Consider the following 21,211-nt stretch of genomic DNA (forward strand, 5'->3'; position numbering starts at 1 on the left):
ATTTATTATAAAAATTCTTTTCGTGCTTGTTGAATAAGTACTGCTGCTTGTTTTGCAACTTCCAAGTCACCTTCTGCCAATGCTTCTAAGGGTTGACGAACAGAACCTAAATCAAGTTTTTCATTTAGACGCAAAACCTCTTTTGCTACAGCATACATATTTGCCTTACCTGATACCATCTTATAGATGACTTCATTGATAACATATTGAAGTTTTTTAGCAGTATCTAAATCTCGTTCTTGAATCAAACTTTCCAATTTCAAGAACAAATCTGGCATAACGCCATAAGTACCACCAATACCAGCTTCTGCTCCCATCAAGCGACCACCAAGATATTGTTCATCTGGACCATTGAATACAATGTAATCTTCTCCACCTGCAGCTACAAACATTTGAATATCTTGTACAGGCATAGAAGAATTTTTAACTCCAATCACACGAGGATTTTGACGCATTGTTGCATACAAACTACCAGTCAATGCAACCCCTGCCAATTGTGGAATATTATAAATGATAAAATCTGTATTTGGCGCAGCTTCACTCATTGCATTCCAATATGCTGCGATTGAATATTCTGGCAATTTGAAGTAAATAGGTGGGATAGCAGCAATAGCATCGACTCCAACACTTTCTGAATGTTTTGCCAATTCAATACTATCCTTCGTGTTATTACATGCAACATGGTTGATAACTGTTAATTTACCTTTGGCAACTTCCATAACAGCTTCAATAATTTGTTTACGATCTTCTACACTTTGGTAAATACATTCACCTGAAGAACCATTTACATAGATACCTTTTACACCTTTGTCAATGAAATATTGCACCAGAGATTTTACACGTTCTTGGCTAATTTCACCATTTTCATCATAGCAAGCATAAAATGCAGGAATAACGCCTTTGTATTTAGTTAAATCTTTCATCAGATTTCTCCTTTATATTGTTTTTTATTTGATGACATTAATAAATCGCTGAGCAATTTCTTTTGGACGTGTAATCGCTCCACCAATGACAACACTGGTAACACCTAAACTATAAGCTTTTTTTAATTGTTCTGGATAATGAATTTTTCCTTCGGCAATTACCGGAATATTAAAATCAGCCAATTTTTTCATTAGTTCAAAATCAGGTTCATCTGATTGTACACTTGTACTTGTGTACCCTGATAATGTTGTACCAACAAAATCAACGCCTGATTTAAATGCATAGAGACCTTCATCAAAATTACTTACATCCGCCATCAACAATTGATTAGGATATTTTTCTTTTATTTTTTTGATAAATTCACTGACAACTAAGCCATCATATCTTGGTCTTAAAGTTGCATCAAATGCAATGACTGTTGTTCCGCATTCTACAAGTTCATCTACTTCTTTCATCGTAGCAGTAATATATGGTTCTTGAGGTGGATAATCTTTTTTGATAATTCCAATTATTGGTAAATCTACTACTTTCTGAATTGCTTTAATATCACGCACAGAATTTGCGCGAATGCCCACTGCTCCTGCCTCTAAAGCTGCTTTAGCCATAAAAGGCATCAAGCTAAATTCTTCATTATAAAGGGGTTCACCGGGTAAAGCTTGACAAGAAACAATGACTCCACCATGGACTTGACTTATAAATTTTTCTTTAGTCCAAATTTGGCTCATTTTATTATTCCTCCTTATGGATAATAGATTGATTGTAATAATATTGTCTCTCTGGACTTTCCAGATAATGAGAGAATAAGCAGTCTGTTATTAAAAGTATTGGAAACTGAGGTGATATGCGATTGCCATACGAGAGATGATTGATCGAAGCTAATAACAATAATTCATCAAAGAAACAATCTTCTTCGTCAAAATTTCTTGTAGTCATTAAAACTGTTTTAGCGCCTTTATCCGCAGCTTTTTGAAGACCTTCTAGTACAATATCAGTTTGACCTGAAACGGATGCTCCAATGACGAGGCAATTTTCATTAAGTAATAAGCTATTCCACAAAATCATATCCGCGTCTGATAATACTTCGCCAATGACTCCGAGACGCATAAACCTCATCTTCATTTCTTGTAAAGCAAGAAATGAACTTCCTTCACCATAAAGATATACACGCTCAGCATTTTCTATCATCTCAGCAATACGCTCAAGTTGAACTTCATCAAGAACCGTGTAAGTTTTTCTCAACATTTCTTCATAGTCGGATAAAACTTTTTCTGTAGCCTCTGTATACAATGCTAACTTTTCTTTCTCACGAATCATCTCTTGGTATTTGAAAATGAATTGTCTAAAACCTTTAAAACCACATTTTTTCGCAAATCGAGTCAATGTTGCTTTGGATACATTAAGGCATTCGCACAATGCCTCACATGAATAATTATTAAGAGGTTGCTGTTTTAAGAAGAATTTAGCAATGTCTTTTTCAGCATATGCCATATTTGGTAAATTAGCTTCTATCATTGGAATTAGTTCTTTTTGTAGTAACATATGAGCTCCTTTGTAAAAGTAAACGTTTACATTCTTTATTCTAACACTTATTTTTTTTTTTTTCAATATTTTTCATGATTTAGAAACTAGTTTCCAATTTCTTTCATTTCATAACAGAACAACAAATATAAAGATATAACAATTTTTTATTCTTTATATTTGTATTTTATGCCTTGTAAGAACATTTATCGACGTTGACATACTCATATATACATGTTTTATTAATTTTTATTTTGATTTTATTATTTCTTTCGGAATTCCTATACAACATTTTATTTCTAAAAAAATAGAAAAAATGTTCCTAGTTTCTTTATTCTATGCTGTTAATAAATTTTTATTTCCGAATTAAAAATAATCCTATAAAAACTACTGATTTATGAGATAAATCAGATCACCTATTTTAAAAAAGCATCAAACTATAAACTAGTAGATTCCACACCAAATGTAGACCCATACTGCCCCATAAGTCCGATTTATAGCGTACCATCCCTAAAAACATCCCAAGTGAAACATATAAACACCAAGCTAGAATGGTTCCTGGATGATGTACTAAGGCAAATAAAACACTTGTCAACGCAACTCGAATATCTAATTTTCTCACCAAATTCCATATAATTTCTCGATACAGAAATTCTTCAACCATACTCGCATTGATTAAGAACAATAAAAATGAAAACCAAGGAACTTGATGTTGAAGGCCAATTAGATTTGCTTGATTCGTGCTTTCTTGAGCATGAATCAGACTAAAACATAGACTGATAATCAGTAGACTAACGAATCCAATACCAATCCACTTTATCCTAATTTTCATATTGACCTTGGCCACTTGTTTTCGTTGACCATACATCCATAAAAAAGAACTGAGTGACGCTCCATAGAGAATCTGTAGTATAGTTAACTCACCGATACAAAGAAATTTCAGTAAGTATAGAGATACCAATAGGACATTTACTTGTTGGAATATATAAACTGGAATTATTCTTTTCAAAGTTACCTCCGAAATAAATCTTCATAATCTAAATCTAATACCTGCACAATCCTTTCTACCCATGGACTTTGAGGCATTCGTTGTTCCATCTTGTAGTGACGAATCTTTTGATACAATCGATTCAATTCACTTGGATAGTGAAACTCTCCCGCAAACATTTTTCTGGTTAACTCAATCCAGCTGATATTTCTTTCAGCCAAAATAATGGACAAGTTCTCCCAAAATCGTTCAGCCATATTGCTTCTCCTTTAGTTAGATAAATAATGTGTTTGTGCCATGTAAATCAATTGTTTCGTATCTCTTGGCAATAAAGCTCTAGCTTCCTCCAAATTTAGATTTGGATAAACTCTCTTATTTGAAACCGCAAGAGGAAGTCTGATGGTTAGTTCAGGATTTTTTAATATCATTTCAATGAAATCCGTTAGTCTTAAATTGTCACGGTTCTTAAATCGTAATAAATTAGGAGATAAAAACTCAAAACAATCTGAAGAATAGCTCATCATCTCAATTAATTTATCCCTTGTCATTTCAGAAATCGAATGACAGGATACCTCAATGCCATAGTTTTGGAAGAATTCTAAAAGAAGTTGATTTCTATGGTTATTTTTACTTAGATAGAGATCAATCATGGGAGACCTCCCAAAGATTCGGTTCCATTTTATATTCTGAGACGATTAAGGAATCTAATAAATTGGAGAAGTTAATCGGTTTCTTGTCTTCATCATAAGCTTTTACAGTTACTTGGGTTGTAAGTATTCCCTCTTTTCCCTCGGCTCGATAGCCTTGTCCATATAAAACAAAAACTAGATTCTGATGATCATCTACAAAGGCATCAGCTCCGTTCTTTATATCCTGACTTTCAAGGAATTCCATAATGTTTTGAAGATAGGATTCGTAAAATAGGGGGTAGTTGTGTTTTTTATGGTAATCATCTAAAAATGTCACCTCAAACTCACATGGATAATTGGGCATCAAAATTATTTGTTCATCCAGCTGTCTGATTTCTGCATCATGTAATTCTGTTTCTAATTCATCACAATCTAGTATTGATTCTTTATTTAATGCTTTCATCTTTTTCCTCTATTTCTTTTAATTTCTTTGCGATTGCGGCAATCACAGGAACGGTTACACTATTACCAGCTTGTTTATAGAGCTGACTATTACTAGAAACTTTTCTAGCAGCTTCAAAAGCCCAATCAGGAAAGCCCTGCAGGCGAAAACACTCTTTAGGAGTGATTCGTCGTATTCTCAAACGGTAAAATTGTCCATCTATTAAAACACCAGCTACTTGGTAAACTTGTTTATCTTCTCCTTCATAGCTAGCCACTACTACTCCCATTTGCCCACTAGTTGTTAACGTATTAGCTATACCTTTTCCAACTCTACCACGACGATACTGAGAACTTGGTCTTTCTAAATTGATTGAATCCCCAATCTCTGCTTGAGCATATCCTTTTTTCGTTGCCTCTCGGACTTTTAGAAATTGGATTGGTTCTGGAATTAGTATTTTAGGAATTTTATCTCCACCTTGCATTGTAGTCAGTGTTGGAGATAAGCCCTCACTTCCATAGACACGACCTGTCTCCTTAAAGCTAGTCGGTAAATCTCCAACAACAACAATGCCATGACGATCCTGAGTATTTAAAGTAAACATTGGCTCTTGATTATCCTTGAAACGTCTACCATTTTGTCTTTTGTCTAATCTATCTGGTGTCATACAAGGAATCGCAACCTTAAATCCTTCTCCTTTTCCACGAACTAAAGTTGGCGCAAGACCTTCTGAATAATAGACTTCACCACTCATTCCACTTCTTGATGGATTTAAATTCCCTAGTTCTTTCAAAGTCTCAGAGTTAGTTGCTTGACCTTCTCGTCTGAAAGGAAATAGGAGTCTGGTACCTTTCTTTCTAGAATGTCCGATAATAAACACCCTCTCTCTGTTTTGGGGAACGCCAAAATCCTTACTGTTAAGCACCTGCCACTCAACATCAAACCCCAACTCATCAAGTGTGGTAAGAATTGTGGTGAACGTCCGTCCCTTATCGTGATTGAGTAGGCCTTTAACATTTTCAAGAAAAAGAAAACGTGGTTGGATTTGTTTGGTCGCTCGAGCAATTTCAAAGAACAAAGTTCCTCTAGTATCTTCAAATCCCAATCGTCTTCCTGCGATTGAAAATGCTTGACAAGGGAATCCCCCACAGATGACATCGACTTTCCCTCTAAGTTTTTTAAATTCGTCATCTGAAACATCTCGTATGTCATGAAATTCTATTTCTCCTTCCGTTTGAAAAATGGACTTATAAGATTTCCTAGCAAATTTATCAATCTCACAAAATCCAATACACTCGTGTCCAACACTTTCCATTCCAAGTCTAAATCCACCTATACCTGAAAATAAATCAATAAATCTCATTTCTTTATCCCCCCTTTCTGATCGACTATCAATGTCCAAAAAGTCACACCACTTGAAATTAAAATGAGCATAACTAATATCCACTCGATTGGCGACATTTTAACCACCTCCTTTTCTAACACGGTTATTCCAAACAGAATACAAGCCGTTAAACACAAATTCAGCCAAAACTTCCGCTCGTCTAACAAAGCGAACATTGTCAAGAGCATACTGATAGATTCTCTCAAAATCAGTCATAGCAATTTCACTGGCTGTTTGAGAAAAACCCTCTCGTCTAAATTGATCTTGTACCAATCCCCAAATATAATCTCGATCATATTTTGTGACCTTTTCTACTTTTCTTTTCAAGATAGGTTGAGTATTCCTCTCCTCCTCATCCTCAATAAATAAAGAATCAGTCTCACTATATTTAGTCTCACTAACTTCAGTCTCACTAGGGGCTGAATGTGAGACGGGGGCCGTTTCATTTTCACCCTGCCCTAGTCTTTTTTTAACACTAGGCCTGTTTGAATTAGCTACTGGGGTAGAAGATAATTCCCCTAAATAAATCTTATTAGCTAGTCTTCCTTTCTCACTTGAAGACTGTTGAACTTCATCAATTAAGTCATATTCTTTAAGAGTTTTTTTGATGGACAGTAATTTTGACTTCGAACAACCTAATAGCTTCATCAGTTTAGAATTAGAAAATACTAAATAGACCGCTCCCTCTTCATCTATCCAACCACGACTGAGAGATAATTCTAAACGATCTTTTAAAATAGAATAAGCCACCTTTACTTCTAGTTTCATATCCATATATTTCTCATCCTCAAAAAGAATTTTAGGTAATTTGTAATACCGTTCTGAAGTTTGGTATTGATTTGCGGTAATTCGTTTCATAGCGTTCCTCCAAGTTCTTTGAGTATTAAATCTCCACTTGATTCGAAGCGAACCAAGCCACTTTTTTCTAATTCAGCCATAAGAGATATGGCCTCAACAATATCAATTCCCATTTCACGTACTAAAAATGAAATGACAATATAGCGTGATGATTGTAATTCTTTTGTCATTTTTCCTCCAGAAAATAAAAAAACGGAAAGATTGTGAAATTCCTTTCCGTAACATAATAAATATTTGAACACCAAACTCAACACCAAAAAAATGTTTTTATTGATGATTATTGCTCAATCAAGCACATATAACAATGTGAATAATTAAAATCTAAACCAATAAAAACCCTTGAATTTCAAGGGTTTTAAGTATTTATTCTACTTCACAATGTTTTATTATTTTAAATCTTCTAGACCAACCATTGAATAGTAGCCATTGAGTTTTTTTCCTTTCGTAGCAAGGGTTTAGAGCCTCTTATATAATTTACTATTATTTGAACATAGAGAGTTTTCAAATGAATGATGTACAAACAGTTCTTGTTTTATGACATAGAAATCTACTTTATATTATATCATGACTTCCTTATTTTGTCCGCTTTTGTTTCCATCTTAAGAAACTTTCAAATCCGATTAAAATTCCAATCTTTTTCCATTCACTCATTTATCTTTCCACAGAACTGAGCATAATGAAATAAGAACGAGACAAATCAATCAGGAAACTCAAATTAATTTCTAGCAATATTTTAGAAGTCATTGTCTACTATGCTAGATTCTACATACTCTAGCGAAATGAAATACCAATCGAACATATTCATTGGGAAATAGAAACCAATTTCTAATATTTTTAAAACAACAGTGTGCTATTCTAAACCAAATAAACTATAAACTATATATTATAATTAAATTCAAAAAGAACTGCCAATGCTTATTTTCCCCATACTTGACTTTCTCTATCTTTTTTTGTAAGATATGTGTAATACAACAGCGTTACAAGGAGAAATACTATGTCAACACTTACACGAGACCGAGTTTATAACTTCCGAGTCAATAACCAACTATTCGAAGAAGCAAAAAATATTCTAGAAAGTAAAAACATCAGCCTTTCAGATGCACTCAACCTTTTTGTAGAACAAATAGTCCTTGAAAAAGGTCTCCCAATTAAGACAGCCGAACAACTCAAAGCAGAAGTCTTCCTAGGCGAACTCAAAGCAGAACTAGATAAAGGCTACCAAGACATCATCGAAGGACGTCTCTACGACGCAGACGAGGTCTTTTCAAAGTATGGACTATAAAGTACGCTTTACAGAACAAGCTAGACAAGACTTAGACGATATTTTCATCTATTACTCCACAGAGTTCAGTGAAAACATAGCCAAGAAAGTCATCACTCGCCTCCAACAAACCAGCAACCTACTCACGTTCTCACCAGAGGGTGGTATTAACTTTGATCATAAAATCGGATACTCCCTCTATCCAGGAAACACGCTCAGAATGATTGTCTCTAAACAATACCTACTCTTTTACCTCATTCATGAAAAAGAAGTCCATATCCTGAGAATTATCAATTCACGCACCGACTACCTAAACCAACTCGACCACCTCTTTCAACATATCCAAGACTGAGAAGTAAGCTCTCAGTCTTTTTATCTACTGCAAATCGCTTGCAGATGAAAAATCATAAACAAGAATTTTTTATAGTTATAGTAGATTGAAATAAGATGTGAACAAATTAATTAGGGGAATCAAATTAATTTCTAGAAATGTTTTAGCAATCGCATCGTACTATTCTACATTCAATATGTTGTGTTATCAAGGTGCAATATTTTTTACGAGGTTCTTATGTCCTCTTCTTGTTTCAATTGACTATAAAACAAAACCACACAATGTTGCTTTCAGCTTAATTGAGTATAAAACTGAAATCACTGTGTGGTTTTTTGTCTCGCACCTAACGGAGCGAGTCGGGCTAATAGTCACATAAGAAAAAACATAGAGTCTGAAACATTTTTGATTCAAACTCTATGTTTATATTCATCTCTTATCTATCTGTTTTTACTTAAACAATTGATTAAAGAAACCGTCTGTGTTTTTAAGAAGAGCTTTAAAGACTTTTTCTTTGAGTGCAACAGTGTGTGAGAAATCACCTGATTTCTTTAAATCTTCCTCAACCGCTTTAACAAAGATATCCTTCAATTGTGTATAGTTGGTAATTTGTTTACCGTCAATTTCAATAGTAGTAAATCCTTGCTCTGCTTTAGCTTTAACGTCGTGATACCAATGTTTCTTCCAATCTTCAAGGTTTAAGAATTGGTTGTTTGAAACTTTTTTGATAATGAAATCATCACCCAATCTACCCTGGTTTTGTTTATTAGCTTCACCTTGGTATTTGCTAGATACATATCCGATAAATCCATTTTCATAGCCAAAGTAACCCCACATACGGAAGGCATTATGCTTGAATGATAATGAACCTGGAGCACCTTTGCTTGTATTACCACCATAAATACCAGCCATCATTTGAACATTAACATATGCTGAATTAGGCGTGAAGTCCTCTGGTCGGAACACACCATTACCCGGATTGTTATGTTTGGTCATTAAATTATTATCAACCAAATCATCAATACTTGCCAATGGTTTAGTTTTCTCTCCGTCATTTAGGTCACGAACTTTATCCCATTGGTGTGGAGCAGTTAAATTATTTAAGCCATCAACATGTCTATCGACTCTGTCAATTTTCTTGAACCACTTGCTATTATCACCATTTAATTTTGGAATTACAGCATCTGCTTCAACATAATCCAACATCATTAACGCTTCATTGTAGTTCTTCATGTAGCGATCAATATCTTCACGAGTTTGAAGCTTATCAGGGTTATAATTGTACCATTGATTACCATCATTTTCACGATGATAAGCCATATTCAAACCTAAAGCGCCATATTCACCGTTTCCTGTCGATTTATCAGGTGTCTGTAACATACCTTGCGCATAGGCTTCGACGTCTGTACCTTGACGGTGTCTATGACCACCGAAGTAAAGCATTCTATCATTAACGTGTGTTGTTTCGTGAGTAAAGGCTGAAATACCAAACGGACTAATCATATTTGTTCCCATGAAATAAACTTGGTCATTATTATTAGGATCTGGGAAAATAGATGCCATAGCTCCCATATTCCAGTTGGTATTATGGAATTTCCAAGTTGGTCCATATAATTCACGAATAGGTGCAATTGGTTTATTGTTCTTATCATAACCCATACGATTTACACCTTCAACGTTATGATAGTTTTGGTTATCCCAAACAGGTGTCGGAACCCTATTTTGACTCTTGAGTAATTGGTCACGTACACTTGGCAATGCTAAACGTGACCAGAAATCAAGGTAAGTTTGTTGACCTTTCGCAACATTATCAATCTCTTTCTTAAATTCGTTTCTAGCTTCTTCTGTATACTTACCATATTTCTCAAAAGAGCTATAAGCCATTGTATTGTAAGTTGAAATCAAGAACATATGTGCATTCTTAAGCGTTAATAGAGGTAGGATCATACGATTATGAACACCATTGTTCAAACCATCAAATGCACGATGACGTTTGTTAGCAAAATCAGGATTCGTTGTTTGAGGTTCTGATACATATACATTCTTAGCCGCATGGATAAACCAATCATTTAAATCAGTATCGTTAGTAAAGAGACGCATGTTGTAATCTAAGAAGCCATGTAATTCAGCTTTACCAATAGTTCCACCAATCATATCACGATAAGCATCCAAAGTTCTGTCGCCCTTGATATTTCGCTCGCTTGATCCAATTCGAATCAAGAAATCAAGAAGGTCAACTGACTTACCATAGAAGTCAGGTTTAAACATCATCAAGTTCTTGATAGTCATATCCCCATACTTGATATCATAGTAACGATTAAGGTAAGTAAGAGCCATCACGATTTTAGCTTTATTTTCATCCACCTTCTTAACAAGTGCTTTCATAGCCGCTTCGTCACTATTTAATTGATGGTCAGCATTTTCAATCAAAGATTTGACCAATTTATCAAGATTAGCTTTCGTTTCAGCAAAACTTTCTTCGAGATAAAGGTCTCGGATATAACCGTTTTTACGTTCCTCTGTATTTTCTTCAGCTCTATCCCGATTACCCATCAAGGCACGTACTTCAGGAGAAATTAATTCAACAGTCGCTAACCTACCTTTAATGTTTTGAATCAATTGATTACGATTTTTATCAACCATGTTTGGTGTATAAACAATGTCACCCAATCCATCGATACTATACTCACGAACTTGCGCTACTTTAGACTCTTTTTGATGAACAGCTTTGATTTCTTTAGTCTTATCTGCATAGTGAATCATCACATGATCAATATCTGATAAATCCGTTACAAATTGTCCGTCTTTCATTCCTGTAACTGATAACACTTCTTTTGTCAACAAGTTTGAATCTTCAGTTAGTTTATTACCTTGGTTAACAATCCACTCTTTGTTGTAGAACGGTTGAAGCTTTTCAATGTTACGATATGCTAAATCACGTTCTGTTTTGTAGTCTTGAGTTGTCTTATACTCATTTTCACGAGAAGTCAACACATTCAATTTGTTTACAACAGGATTTTTAATCTCAAAGGTGTTAGCCGTAATACCGTATCCTTCAATTTTCTTATTCGCTTCTTCTGTTTTAATAGTCTTAACGTTCTTAGAACGTTTAAAGCTTGAAGTACCTGTGCTTACACCTTCAACAACGAAATCTCTATTCAATCGATTTCCTGAAAAATAACCGTCTTCTTCGTCAATGTTCTTAGAACCATAGAAGATTTCACCTTTGGTAACTTTCATCATAGAAACGTTGTCTTCTAGTAAACCTAGAACCCAGTTCGAACTGATAAATCCACCAACTTCAACAGGATTTTGAATATCAATCGTACCTTTTGCCACAGAATGGCGAATTGAACCTTCTTTACCAACAGTGTTGTTATCCATGCCGTTATCGGTTGTTGCTGCAATACCACCAGCTTTAGCTTTATTACCTGTAATATCGGCTTCAACATAGGCTTTATCTACGTTACCTTTCCAGATTTCACCAACAATACCAGCTACTTTCCAACCTTTGTCACCGAATGAATGTATTTTACCAATGAAGGCAACGTCATTCAATTTACCACCTTTGTCGAGTTTGTTAATAATACCAGCAACATTGTTATTGCCAACAACAGAACCTGTAACTTTAACTTTTTCAACAGTAGCATTCTTAACCATATTAGCAAGAGGTGCTACATTATCAGCCCAAGGCATATTGACATCAACATTACCTAGATTAATGTTTTTAATTGAACCATTTTCAACACGATCAAATAACGGTCGAGCGATGTTATGAATCGTGTATTGCTTACCATCGACACTTGATAAATGACCTTGGAATGTCCCAGGTACATATTGTTTACCAGCAGCAGGAACATTCGTAGCATTCAAATCGGCACCGATTTTAAACGTACCTTTCATGTCCGCTCTCATCGCCTCAACCAACTCTTTAAAGTTGTAGTAAACATTATCCGTTTTTGGTACAGGTTTTTCGAGGTAGTGAATATACTGATTACGAACCTTAGTTGGGTCTGTATGTTGAATCAAATCTTGAGCAGTTGCTGTAATTTTAAAAAGTTCTTTTTCTTTTTCAGTCACCAACTCAATCTTATCAACTGCTAAACGTGTTACTTTATTATCACGACTAGTGATTTTCAAGTACATCTTCTTCACATCTTCATCTGAAGGTTTTTCAGTCATGAAATCATTAGGTGTTTCAGTACCATCGTCATTTACCTTCACTAAATTAGTAGATGCGATATTTTTAATTTCAACTTTTTTCAAATCCAAGCGAAGTGGTTTCTCTTCTAATGTTGCAGTTTCTTCTCCCTTACCACGGTCATAGGTCATAGTGGTTTCTATCTTATAGTCCTTGTAGAATTTTAAATCTTCTACCTGCTTATCTAATTGCTCTGAAGTTAAATCTACTGTTTTGACAATTTCATTTCCATCTTTAATTGTCGCAGTAATTTTATTGATCTTGACTCCATCTGTATTAACCAAATGATAAGAAAGATTTGCGGAGCGGTCTAATACATTTGTATCTGTTCGCTCCAAAGTCAAAACAGGAGCCGTTTTTTCTTTAGGCTTTTCTTTTGTACCTTTTACAAGAATTTCAGGCTTCATTTCTTTCAAAATAGTTACTGTTTCAACTGGTTCACTAATTTTTTTGCCATGTAACTCTTCATAGCTAGTAACAATTTGACGTTCGCCATCCTCACCAACTTGTTTAATAGAATCATCGCCTATAAATTTGGTAGAATCAGATTCTTCTACAGTCGTTTTAGGAATAGTCTCTGTCCGGATATCGGTATGTAGAGAAGGCAATTCTTCTCTTTCTGGTGCAACTTCTGAAACTGTAGATATTGGTTCAGTATACTCTGGAATGTTGATAACAGGTGGCTCAATCAAGTTGCCATTTTCATCTACTCCTGTTGTACCTACAGGTTCAGTATATTCTGGTTTCTCAGCATTAGGAGCATCGTCTGGAACTGTGCCTACCGGTTCAGTGTATGCTGGTTTTTCATGAACTTCCGGTTCCCCTTTATCAGTTACAATAGCTTCAGGTAATGCTGGCTGAACTTCTGGTTCTCCTTTATCAGTCACAACAGCTTCAGGTAATGATGGTTGAATTTCTGGTTCCCCTTTGTCAGTCACAACCGCTTCTGGTAACGCTGGCTGAACTTCTGGTTCCCCTTTGTCAGTCACAACCGCTTCTGGTAACGCTGGCTGAACTTCAGGTTCGCCTTTGTCAGTCACAACAGCTTCTGGTAATGCTGGCTGAACTTCAGGTTCGCCTTTTTCAATTACAACAGCCTCTGGCAATTCAGGTTGAACCTCAGGTTCTACCAAATTACCATCAACTGGTGCTGTATACTCTGGTTTTTTATAAACTTCTGGTTCAACTAAATTACCGCCAATTGGAGCTGTATGTTTAGGCTTATCTGCTTTAGGCGCCTCGTCAGGAACTGTGCCTATCGGTTCAGTATATTCTGGTTTTTCATGAACTTCAGGCTCAACCAGATTACCACCAACTGGTGCTGTATGTTCTGGATTTTCAGCCTTAGGCGCCTCGTCAGGAACCATACCCACAGGATCAGTGTACTCAGGTTTTTCAGCCTTAGGCGCTTCATTATGAACACTTTGAATTTCAGATACTGGAACATTTTTTGTCCCCTCAGATTTATGTTGAATTTCTGAGATTACATCATCATCAAGAGGTAAGTATCCAATATAACGATATCCAGCAATTTGAACTACACCTTCATTACTTGAAGCTTTCAAAGGATTGCTTATATCAAGTGCTTGCATACTAGAAAGACTAATCAGTCCGATAGTAGTAACTAAGAACACACTACTAACTTTTTTCTTTTTATGAACCAAAAGAACTAAACTACCAATAGCTAATAGACCTAAAACTGTAAGCACAGAAGTCGAGGAACCTGTTGCAGGAAGAGCTTCCTGCTGATAAATAAGAGCATAGGTTGCTTCATTATCAGTAGGAATTCCTGCTTGAATCTTAGTTTGTTCTTCTTGTGTAAGAGCGCTTTTTTCAATGTAATGATAGGTAGAAGCATGAATGATTGACGGTGCAACCAAGACACTTCCGAGTAACACCGAACCAACAATCCCACAGATTTTTCGGATCGAAAATCGCTCTTTTTTAAATAATGACAAGTGTAATCACCTTCTTTAATTTTATTTTTTTAATAGTAAACACTATTTTTTATTCTCAAAAATTGAACTTCTAAAATCATTAGTTTGATCTAGATAAGCTTTAAAGATTGCTCTCTTCAATTTATGAACTGCACTATCAGTCTCTGGATTATAGTTATCCCAATGAGTACCTTCTGCATCTTTACGGACAGCTTCATTCATTAGTTTCTGCAACTCATCTATACTACTTGTGGTTTTTGTTGCAAAGCTTGTCCACGATTTACTTGTATCCTTAAAGGTAACTTTGTTCAATTTATTGAACTTAGTTTGACGCTCTGCATACATAGCCTTTTTAAAATCACTCCAAGTGTGGTATTGACCATTAAATAATTTCTGAAGTACTAATGTATCTGTTACTAATCCTTTGGTCTTACCATATGAGGTAATCGTTTTATTATTTTCCCTAGCATCGGGTTCAAATTGATTTGAAATATATGGTACCATACCATCTTTAAAGCCTTTTGCAGCCAATAGTTCATAAGCCATACGACGTCCCATTAGGTCACCTGGCGTTCCGTCATCATTACTTAATGCTGCATAAATCGGCGCAAATAGTTTTATAGTAAAATAGCCATTTCTTTCGTATGTTTTTGACGCATATTCCCTAGACGAAATAATATTATTATCAATCAAATCATTGAATGAACGTAGTTTTTTAGCTTCTTCTACTGTTAGATCTCTGACAACATTTGTTGCATATACGTTATTTCCATCTGGATCCTTGACGAATACATTCTCAATTTTTCTCAGTGCAGTCATTTTCTCTGAATTAGATAAATGTTGAATGATTGATTGTCCTTCAAGATATTCCAACATATAGACAACATCAAACATATTGTGGACATATTGCTTCAAATCATCTGCACTATTAAATCTCGTAGTTGGATCGAGTATTTGTAATCGTTCTCCTTCTTTGCTATCCGATTTTAAATGTTTCAAGATCGAGTTGATGGTGATGGTTGCGTCATTTGGATGGTCTGGTGCTTGCAATAAGCCTTTTGCGAAGAACTCTGGTCCCAAGCCACTTCTTCGACCATAGCCACCAAGATAAATTTCTCTATCTGAGTTATGCGTCATTTCATGCGTATATGTTACCGCACCAGATTTATCAAGCATACGATAAGCCATATAGTAGAATGCGTCCCCTGTTGCATATGCACCATTAGCATTGTGAACTACATTATTACCTGCTGGACCAAAGAAATGTTTTATTGCTGGATGATTAGTTTCAAAGTTAGCTTCTTGTAACTTATTATCTTCATCATTTCCAAATCTAAATGCATCATATACTGGGATACTTCTAAATAATTTTTCTTTATTTTCATTATCTAGAATTTTATACCAATAATCATAATGGTCTCTAAATCGTTTAGCCGCTGCTTGTGCATTCTCTTCAACAAATTTATTTAATTTTTCTCCCTTAGGATATTCTTTACTTCTATATCTATCATATGCACCAAATCCAATAGTAGAGATATTCGCTATCATAAACACAGATTTTTCAGGTAGTGTTAATAACGGCAACACCATACTTTGATATTTCCATGATGGGCTAGTTAATCTATCATATACACCAATAGAATATGGACTACCTGCTATTGATTGTTTATCACTTACCTCTTTAATCGTAGATTTTTCTTCTACTATATAAGCTTTTGTTTGTTTTTTAAACCACTCGTTGTTAGAAGTTTTTGGTAAAAATACTTTTCTATATCCTTCTAATGCTTTAAATAAACTTTCAGTTCCATAATTTTTCGCTAATAATACATTATAAGTAATTACATTATTTTTCGCTAATAAATTGTTAAAGCCAGACTTACCTAGTTCAATAACATTATCTAAGGCTGAACTATTTGATTTACCGAAGAAATCCAAGTGATACATAACTAAATCTTTAGCACTTGCATTATCATATTTAAAATTATACCAACGTTCTAGATAAGTTAAACCTAGAAGTAACGCTTCTTTATTATTCTTAATTTTTTCTATTACATAATTATCAATTATTGAATTACTATTTTCAGCTATTGCCGCGTCAGCAGAAAGAAGTTTTGATAAACTATCTTCAATGTTTGCTTTTGTTTTGTCGAATTGTTCATCTAGATATAACTCTGTTAAACTAATACCTTTAGAAATATCTAATACTTTTCTAATTGCATCTGATTTATATTCTACTTTATTTAATTCTGGTAATACTTCATCTAAAATATTTTTATAATTTCGAAGTAATGTATTTGGTGTGTAAATTAATTTTGTACCATTCAAACTATACTCTGCTACATTTGAAAAATCACTTTGATATTGTATATTTATCGTTTCTGATGTATTGTCCGTGTAATATAGTAATAGTTTATTTATACTTGATTTACTTCCGTTAACATCACTAATTATTTCTTTATCTTTCATAGGAACTACTGATAATAATTCTTTTTTGTAAAGATTACTACTAGTCTCTACTAAATTCCCGTACTTAACTATTGTTTCTCTATTATAGAATGGTAATAATTTTTCAATATTTTTATAAACTTGTTCTTTTGATGAATCGGCATTTTCAAGATTTCTATAGTCAGTTACATATCTAGAAGAGAAATTGAAGTCTTCTACTTTAGTACTTTGTTTAGAAACTAACTCAACTTTTTTAGCATTCACTTTGTCAGATTCTAATATCGTACCTCTTTGTACATCTGAATCTTTAGTTACAAGTTCATCGTCCACTTGAACTACATTTACTACTTTATTATTTTTATTACTATATGTCTTAAATGCTTTAATACCATTAAAATCATAACCAACTATAGCGTTCCCATTAGTAACATTAACATCACTTAGCACATCAGATAGTCGACCTGAATTTTCAACTTCTCCTGAATTATCCCAAAGATTACCAACGACTCCACCAACTTTACCAAAATGTTTCACATTATTAACATTACCTTCAACATAGCTATTACTGATTGTCGCTCTATCATCAACAACTCCCGCTATACCACCAACAATTTGGTCTCCTTGATTAGCATTTGTCGCCATATCAATAGACGAAACTGATCTATCAATTGAAGCTCTAGCTCCTGAAAGTTTACCAACTAAACCACCTATTTGATAAGTAGCCTTTGTGTCATAAGTATTAGTTATTCTACCAGTATAACTACTATTCAAGATTTTAGAATCTGTAACTTGTGAAACTAAACCACCAATGCCACGTTCACCAGCAATTACACCAGATGAGTGAACATTAGTAATGTTAGTACCATTTTTCGCTTCTTTCGCTATTGTAGCAGCATCTTCTTTAGAAGAAACATTTGCTTCTTTTATTGAAAGATCTCGAATATTAGCATGATTTAAAACGTTAAATAACGGTTTTTTCAGGTTATATACAGCATAGTTCTTATCCTTGTTTGAACCTATTAATGTACCACTAAATTCGTGATTAATATAACTTTCTTGACCTTCCAAAAGTTCTACTTCACGAGCATCCATAGTCGCCCCTAGACGAAATGTACCATGTGGGTTACTATTCATATCATCTACAAGATTTTTAAATGATGTATAAACACCATTTTCACTACTTACCGTCTTAGGTAGGTAGTATGTATAATTATCTAATACTCTATCATTTTCATGTTGTATCAAATTATTTACGCGAGCCACTATTTTATAGACTTCTCTATTATCTTTATTATCATTAGTAATACTTTCAACTGGAAGCATTACATCCTTAAAATTCTCTGACTTAACTTTCATAAAGTAATTTGAAGAGATGTTTGGCACACTTGAAAGTGAAGTTACATGACGATACTTATCTCCTTCTTTCGAATATAGTTCAACAGAAGAAATATTTCTAAGTTCTAATTTTTTAACAATTTCTTTCTCTTCTTTAGTGTCATCTTTTTTCTCATCTTTATGACGTTCAAGAGCATCATATTTAGGTGTAATTTCTTTACCGTTTATAATACTTCTAATCCAAGCTAATTGTGTTGGAGATAAAATCAATCCTCCTGAACGATTTTCAGCTCCATTTTGGTGTATACCAATGACTTCTCCTTTAGAGTTAAAGATTCCTCCACCACTCATACCAGCTTTTCCACCTTGGTATTGGACACCATAAGTATTATTAGCGTATTTTTGTTCCATTTCTACAGTAGTATCTTTTAAGTGAGTATACTGCCCAGCAGGATATCCATGAACATTTAGTTTGTCATTAACATTTACTTTCGAGTAATTTTCTACTAAGTTGGCATACTGTCTTCTAGTAGATTCAGGTAATTTAATAACTGCTAAATCGTAGATAAAGCCTTTTGGATAATCTTTTTGATTATAGAAGTGAATATCATCTGAAGTGAATGAACCTTTTTGTCCATCAGGTGACTGCCATTCATATGTGTTTTTAGCTTTATCTCCCCTAAACTCACCAGTAGTGTTATCTGAAGAATTATTAATAAAATTATGCGCTACTGTCAACAATACGTTAGGAGCTATAAAAGTAGCTGAACCCGTTCCTGATAATGCTTTGTTATCTTTAACAAAATTCATTCGAAGAAGTGCACTAGCATTTTTTTCTACATTATTGTTTTCTGTTGTATTGTTTAACTCTACTGCAGGTTTAGGCTTCTCTGTTTTCGGTGATTCAATTTTCCCTGTGTATTCTTTCGGTGGTTCCACTTTTTCTGGTTCGACTATCGCTCCAGCTTGAACCCCTGTATACTCTTTCGGTGGTTCTACTTTTTCTGGTTCGACTATCGCCCCAGCTTGTACTCCTGTATATTCTTTCGGTGCTTCTACTTTTTCTGGCTCGACTATCGCTCCGGCTTGCACACCTGTGTACTCTTTTGGCGGTTCTACTTTTTCTGGTTCGACTATCGCCCCAGCTTGTACTCCTGTATATTCTTTCGGTGCTTCTACTTTTTCTGGCTCGACTATCGCTCCGGCTTGCACACCTGTGTACTCTTTTGGCGGACTTACCTTCTCTGGTTCTACTACAGCCCCAGCTTGTACTCCAGCATATTCCGGTTCAACTTTTTCAGGTTCAACAATAGCTCCGGCTTGTACACCTGTATATTCTGGTTTTTCATGAACTTCTGGTTCGCCTTTGTCTGTCACTACTGCTGCTGACAATTCAGGCTGAACTTCTGGTTCTCCTTTATCACTTATTACAGCCTCTGGCAACGCTGGTTGAACTTCAGGTTTCCCTTTATCTGTTACGACTGCTTCCGGTAACGCTGGCTGGACTTCCGGTACGCCTTTATCACTTACTACAGCCTCTGGTAACTCTGGTTGGACCGCGGGTTTAACAATAGATCCAGCTTGTAGGTCCTTATGTTCTGTGACAGTCTCAGGTTGTTCCTTTATAACTTGCGCTTTTTTAGTACCTTTTTCGACTATTCTTGTAACAGGCGCAGTTGTTGAAGTTGAAACAATTTCTCGAGAAACTTCTTCCTTGTTTACAGAGAATATTCTTATGATTTCAACTTTCTTACCTAATTTACCTTCTTGTTTGACTCTTACAGTTCCTTCAGCTAAATCAGAATTCTCCTGAACTTTTTCTTGAAAATCTATTTTTGTTTCTATAGTTTCGTCACGATATAAGAGTTCAGGTTTATTCAACTGACCTGATAGAACTTCATCCTGTGGATTTAATGTATTTACCCCAGTCTTTTCTTTTGGAGAAACTTTCTCGTCTTTCTTCGTCTCTAGATTCTTGTGTTCTGCCAACTGTGCTTGAGAATCTGAAGATTGTTTCTCTTCTTTTCTTGGATTCGTTAATTCTGTAGAAAGAGGTTTTTCAACTACTTGAACTTCTGTCGGCTTAGTTGAAGAAACAGGTGTTTGTTCCTGAATAGCTTGTACTGTTGATGGATTCTCTACAAAATTCGGTGTAACACTATATTCCACCTTTTGTTGTTTTGTAGGAGTGGCTACGGATTTCTCTTGATTATTTACTTTAGACTCAGAAGTCGTTTTTCCCTCTTTGATATATCCAATATATGTGTAACCTGAAATGTCTTTAGGAAGAGGCAATTTTTCTCCAGAAGTCAATTCATAGTCCGTATTGTAATTTAGCAAAAGATTATTTTCTAAAGCATGAGCGGATACAAGAACACCGTTTCCTATTCCTGCAACCAATACTAAATGTAATACCGTTTTATTCTTAACTTTTTTCTTGGAAACAGCAAAAATTAAAATTCCCAGAGCAGCTAAGCTAGCACCAGCAACTAGGGCTTGCATCTCATTCTTGCTTCCAGTATTTGGCAATTCCCCCAGTTGATTTTGGGAATTTAATTTATAAACAAGATAATAAGTCTCATCATCATTCTCCACGTATGTCGGAATATCATAGATAAGCTTATTCTGCTCATCTGATGATAGCTCTGACTCTGTCACATATTTATAGTGAACACCTTTAGTCTCTTGAGCATCCACAGATGAACTTCCTAAAACAGACATAAAAAATAAACTTGAAATCGTCGCAGATACAAGTCCTACTGATAATTTTCTAAATGAAAAACGCTGCTGTTTTTCACCAAAATACTTTTCCATTATTCCTCCTTGAAATAAAATTTATATTTATCTTACGAAGGCCTTTAATATATTAGCGTATTATCTATAAAAAAGGCATTACACTTTAATTATACTCTTAATTTACCAAAAAGTCTTAAAATTGCGTTACGTTTTCATACTTTGTTT

14 protein-coding genes are annotated in these 21,211 nt (G+C 34.7%); 2 read left to right on the forward strand and 12 right to left on the reverse strand.

Translation table 11 applies throughout. The features are described from left to right. Nucleotides 1–5: 5 nt before the first annotated feature. From QM843_RS01735 to QM843_RS01780, 10 genes are all read right to left on the reverse strand, one after another. Nucleotides 6–923, reverse strand: coding sequence for an N-acetylneuraminate lyase (locus QM843_RS01735; RefSeq protein WP_150923192.1), 918 nt, complete (start codon nucleotides 921–923; stop codon nucleotides 6–8). A gap of 24 nt (nucleotides 924–947) precedes the next feature. After that, nucleotides 948–1,649: an N-acetylmannosamine-6-phosphate 2-epimerase gene (locus QM843_RS01740; protein WP_045611613.1), complete on the reverse strand. Its 702-nt coding sequence runs from the start codon at nucleotides 1,647–1,649 to the stop codon at nucleotides 948–950. Nucleotides 1,650–1,653: 4 nt separating this feature from the next. Then, on the reverse strand, nucleotides 1,654–2,463 hold the full coding sequence (locus QM843_RS01745; RefSeq protein WP_078352316.1) for a MurR/RpiR family transcriptional regulator: 810 nt from the start codon (nucleotides 2,461–2,463) through the stop codon (nucleotides 1,654–1,656). 400 nt (nucleotides 2,464–2,863) lie between these two features. After that, complete coding sequence (locus tag QM843_RS01750) at nucleotides 2,864–3,451, reverse strand: CPBP family intramembrane glutamic endopeptidase (RefSeq protein WP_061863355.1); 588 nt, start codon at nucleotides 3,449–3,451, stop codon at nucleotides 2,864–2,866. Nucleotides 3,452–3,453: 2 nt separating this feature from the next. Next, nucleotides 3,454–3,687: a hypothetical protein gene (locus QM843_RS01755; RefSeq protein ID WP_000840776.1), complete on the reverse strand. Its 234-nt coding sequence runs from the start codon at nucleotides 3,685–3,687 to the stop codon at nucleotides 3,454–3,456. A gap of 12 nt (nucleotides 3,688–3,699) precedes the next feature. Then, on the reverse strand, nucleotides 3,700–4,080 hold the full coding sequence (locus tag QM843_RS01760) for a thioredoxin domain-containing protein (RefSeq protein ID WP_000566528.1): 381 nt from the start codon (nucleotides 4,078–4,080) through the stop codon (nucleotides 3,700–3,702). After that, on the reverse strand, nucleotides 4,073–4,522 hold the full coding sequence (locus QM843_RS01765; protein WP_414304686.1) for a hypothetical protein: 450 nt from the start codon (nucleotides 4,520–4,522) through the stop codon (nucleotides 4,073–4,075). The genes QM843_RS01760 and QM843_RS01765 overlap by 8 nt, the downstream gene beginning before the upstream one ends. After that, on the reverse strand, nucleotides 4,506–5,864 hold the full coding sequence (gene dcm, locus QM843_RS01770) for a DNA (cytosine-5-)-methyltransferase (RefSeq protein ID WP_414304711.1): 1,359 nt from the start codon (nucleotides 5,862–5,864) through the stop codon (nucleotides 4,506–4,508). Before dcm ends, QM843_RS01765 begins: the two co-directional genes overlap by 17 nt. 99 nt (nucleotides 5,865–5,963) lie before the next feature. Then, nucleotides 5,964–6,743, reverse strand: coding sequence for a replication initiator protein A (locus QM843_RS01775; protein ID WP_414304685.1), 780 nt, complete (start codon nucleotides 6,741–6,743; stop codon nucleotides 5,964–5,966). Next, entirely contained in the window at nucleotides 6,740–6,913 is a 174-nt protein-coding gene (locus tag QM843_RS01780; protein WP_000159603.1) for a hypothetical protein, read from the reverse strand. The genes QM843_RS01775 and QM843_RS01780 overlap by 4 nt, the downstream gene beginning before the upstream one ends. An 824-nt stretch (nucleotides 6,914–7,737) precedes the next feature. Here QM843_RS01780 and relB point away from each other — a divergent pair. Together relB and QM843_RS01790 are read left to right on the forward strand one after the other, a co-directional pair. Next, nucleotides 7,738–8,025, forward strand: a complete 288-nt coding sequence (gene relB, locus QM843_RS01785; protein ID WP_261031140.1) for a type II toxin-antitoxin system RelB/ParD family antitoxin — start codon at nucleotides 7,738–7,740, stop codon at nucleotides 8,023–8,025. Then, the gene (locus QM843_RS01790) at nucleotides 8,015–8,356 is read left to right on the forward strand and encodes a type II toxin-antitoxin system RelE/ParE family toxin (protein WP_261031141.1); all 342 of its coding nucleotides are present in this window, start codon (nucleotides 8,015–8,017) and stop codon (nucleotides 8,354–8,356) included. The genes relB and QM843_RS01790 overlap by 11 nt, the downstream gene beginning before the upstream one ends. Nucleotides 8,357–8,782: 426 nt before the next feature. On the opposite strand, the gene QM843_RS01795 is transcribed toward QM843_RS01790, so the two are convergent. Further along, nucleotides 8,783–14,491, reverse strand: a complete 5,709-nt coding sequence (locus QM843_RS01795; RefSeq protein ID WP_414304684.1) for an SIALI-17 repeat-containing surface protein — start codon at nucleotides 14,489–14,491, stop codon at nucleotides 8,783–8,785. A gap of 42 nt (nucleotides 14,492–14,533) precedes the next feature. Beyond that, entirely contained in the window at nucleotides 14,534–21,064 is a 6,531-nt protein-coding gene (locus QM843_RS01800; RefSeq protein ID WP_414399126.1) for a ZmpA/ZmpB/ZmpC family metallo-endopeptidase, read from the reverse strand. Nucleotides 21,065–21,211 lie beyond the last annotated feature (147 nt).

The organism is Streptococcus mitis, from assembly GCF_047463435.1.
Taxonomy (GTDB): Bacteria; Bacillota; Bacilli; order Lactobacillales; family Streptococcaceae; genus Streptococcus; species Streptococcus mitis_DS.

Coding starts and splice junctions, on each gene's coding strand:
- QM843_RS01790 (WP_261031141.1), top strand. CDS start 8,015: ATGGACTATAAAGTACGCTTTACAGAACAAGCTAGACAAGACTTAGAC.
- dcm (WP_414304711.1), bottom strand. CDS start 5,864: ATGAGATTTATTGATTTATTTTCAGGTATAGGTGGATTTAGACTTGGA.
- QM843_RS01800 (WP_414399126.1), bottom strand. CDS start 21,064: ATGGAAAAGTATTTTGGTGAAAAACAGCAGCGTTTTTCATTTAGAAAA.
- QM843_RS01775 (WP_414304685.1), bottom strand. CDS start 6,743: ATGAAACGAATTACCGCAAATCAATACCAAACTTCAGAACGGTATTAC.
- relB (WP_261031140.1), top strand. CDS start 7,738: ATGTCAACACTTACACGAGACCGAGTTTATAACTTCCGAGTCAATAAC.
- QM843_RS01740 (WP_045611613.1), bottom strand. CDS start 1,649: ATGAGCCAAATTTGGACTAAAGAAAAATTTATAAGTCAAGTCCATGGT.
- QM843_RS01745 (WP_078352316.1), bottom strand. CDS start 2,463: ATGTTACTACAAAAAGAACTAATTCCAATGATAGAAGCTAATTTACCA.
- QM843_RS01755 (WP_000840776.1), bottom strand. CDS start 3,687: ATGGCTGAACGATTTTGGGAGAACTTGTCCATTATTTTGGCTGAAAGA.
- QM843_RS01780 (WP_000159603.1), bottom strand. CDS start 6,913: ATGACAAAAGAATTACAATCATCACGCTATATTGTCATTTCATTTTTA.
- QM843_RS01760 (WP_000566528.1), bottom strand. CDS start 4,080: ATGATTGATCTCTATCTAAGTAAAAATAACCATAGAAATCAACTTCTT.
- QM843_RS01735 (WP_150923192.1), bottom strand. CDS start 923: ATGAAAGATTTAACTAAATACAAAGGCGTTATTCCTGCATTTTATGCT.
- QM843_RS01765 (WP_414304686.1), bottom strand. CDS start 4,522: ATGAAAGCATTAAATAAAGAATCAATACTAGATTGTGATGAATTAGAA.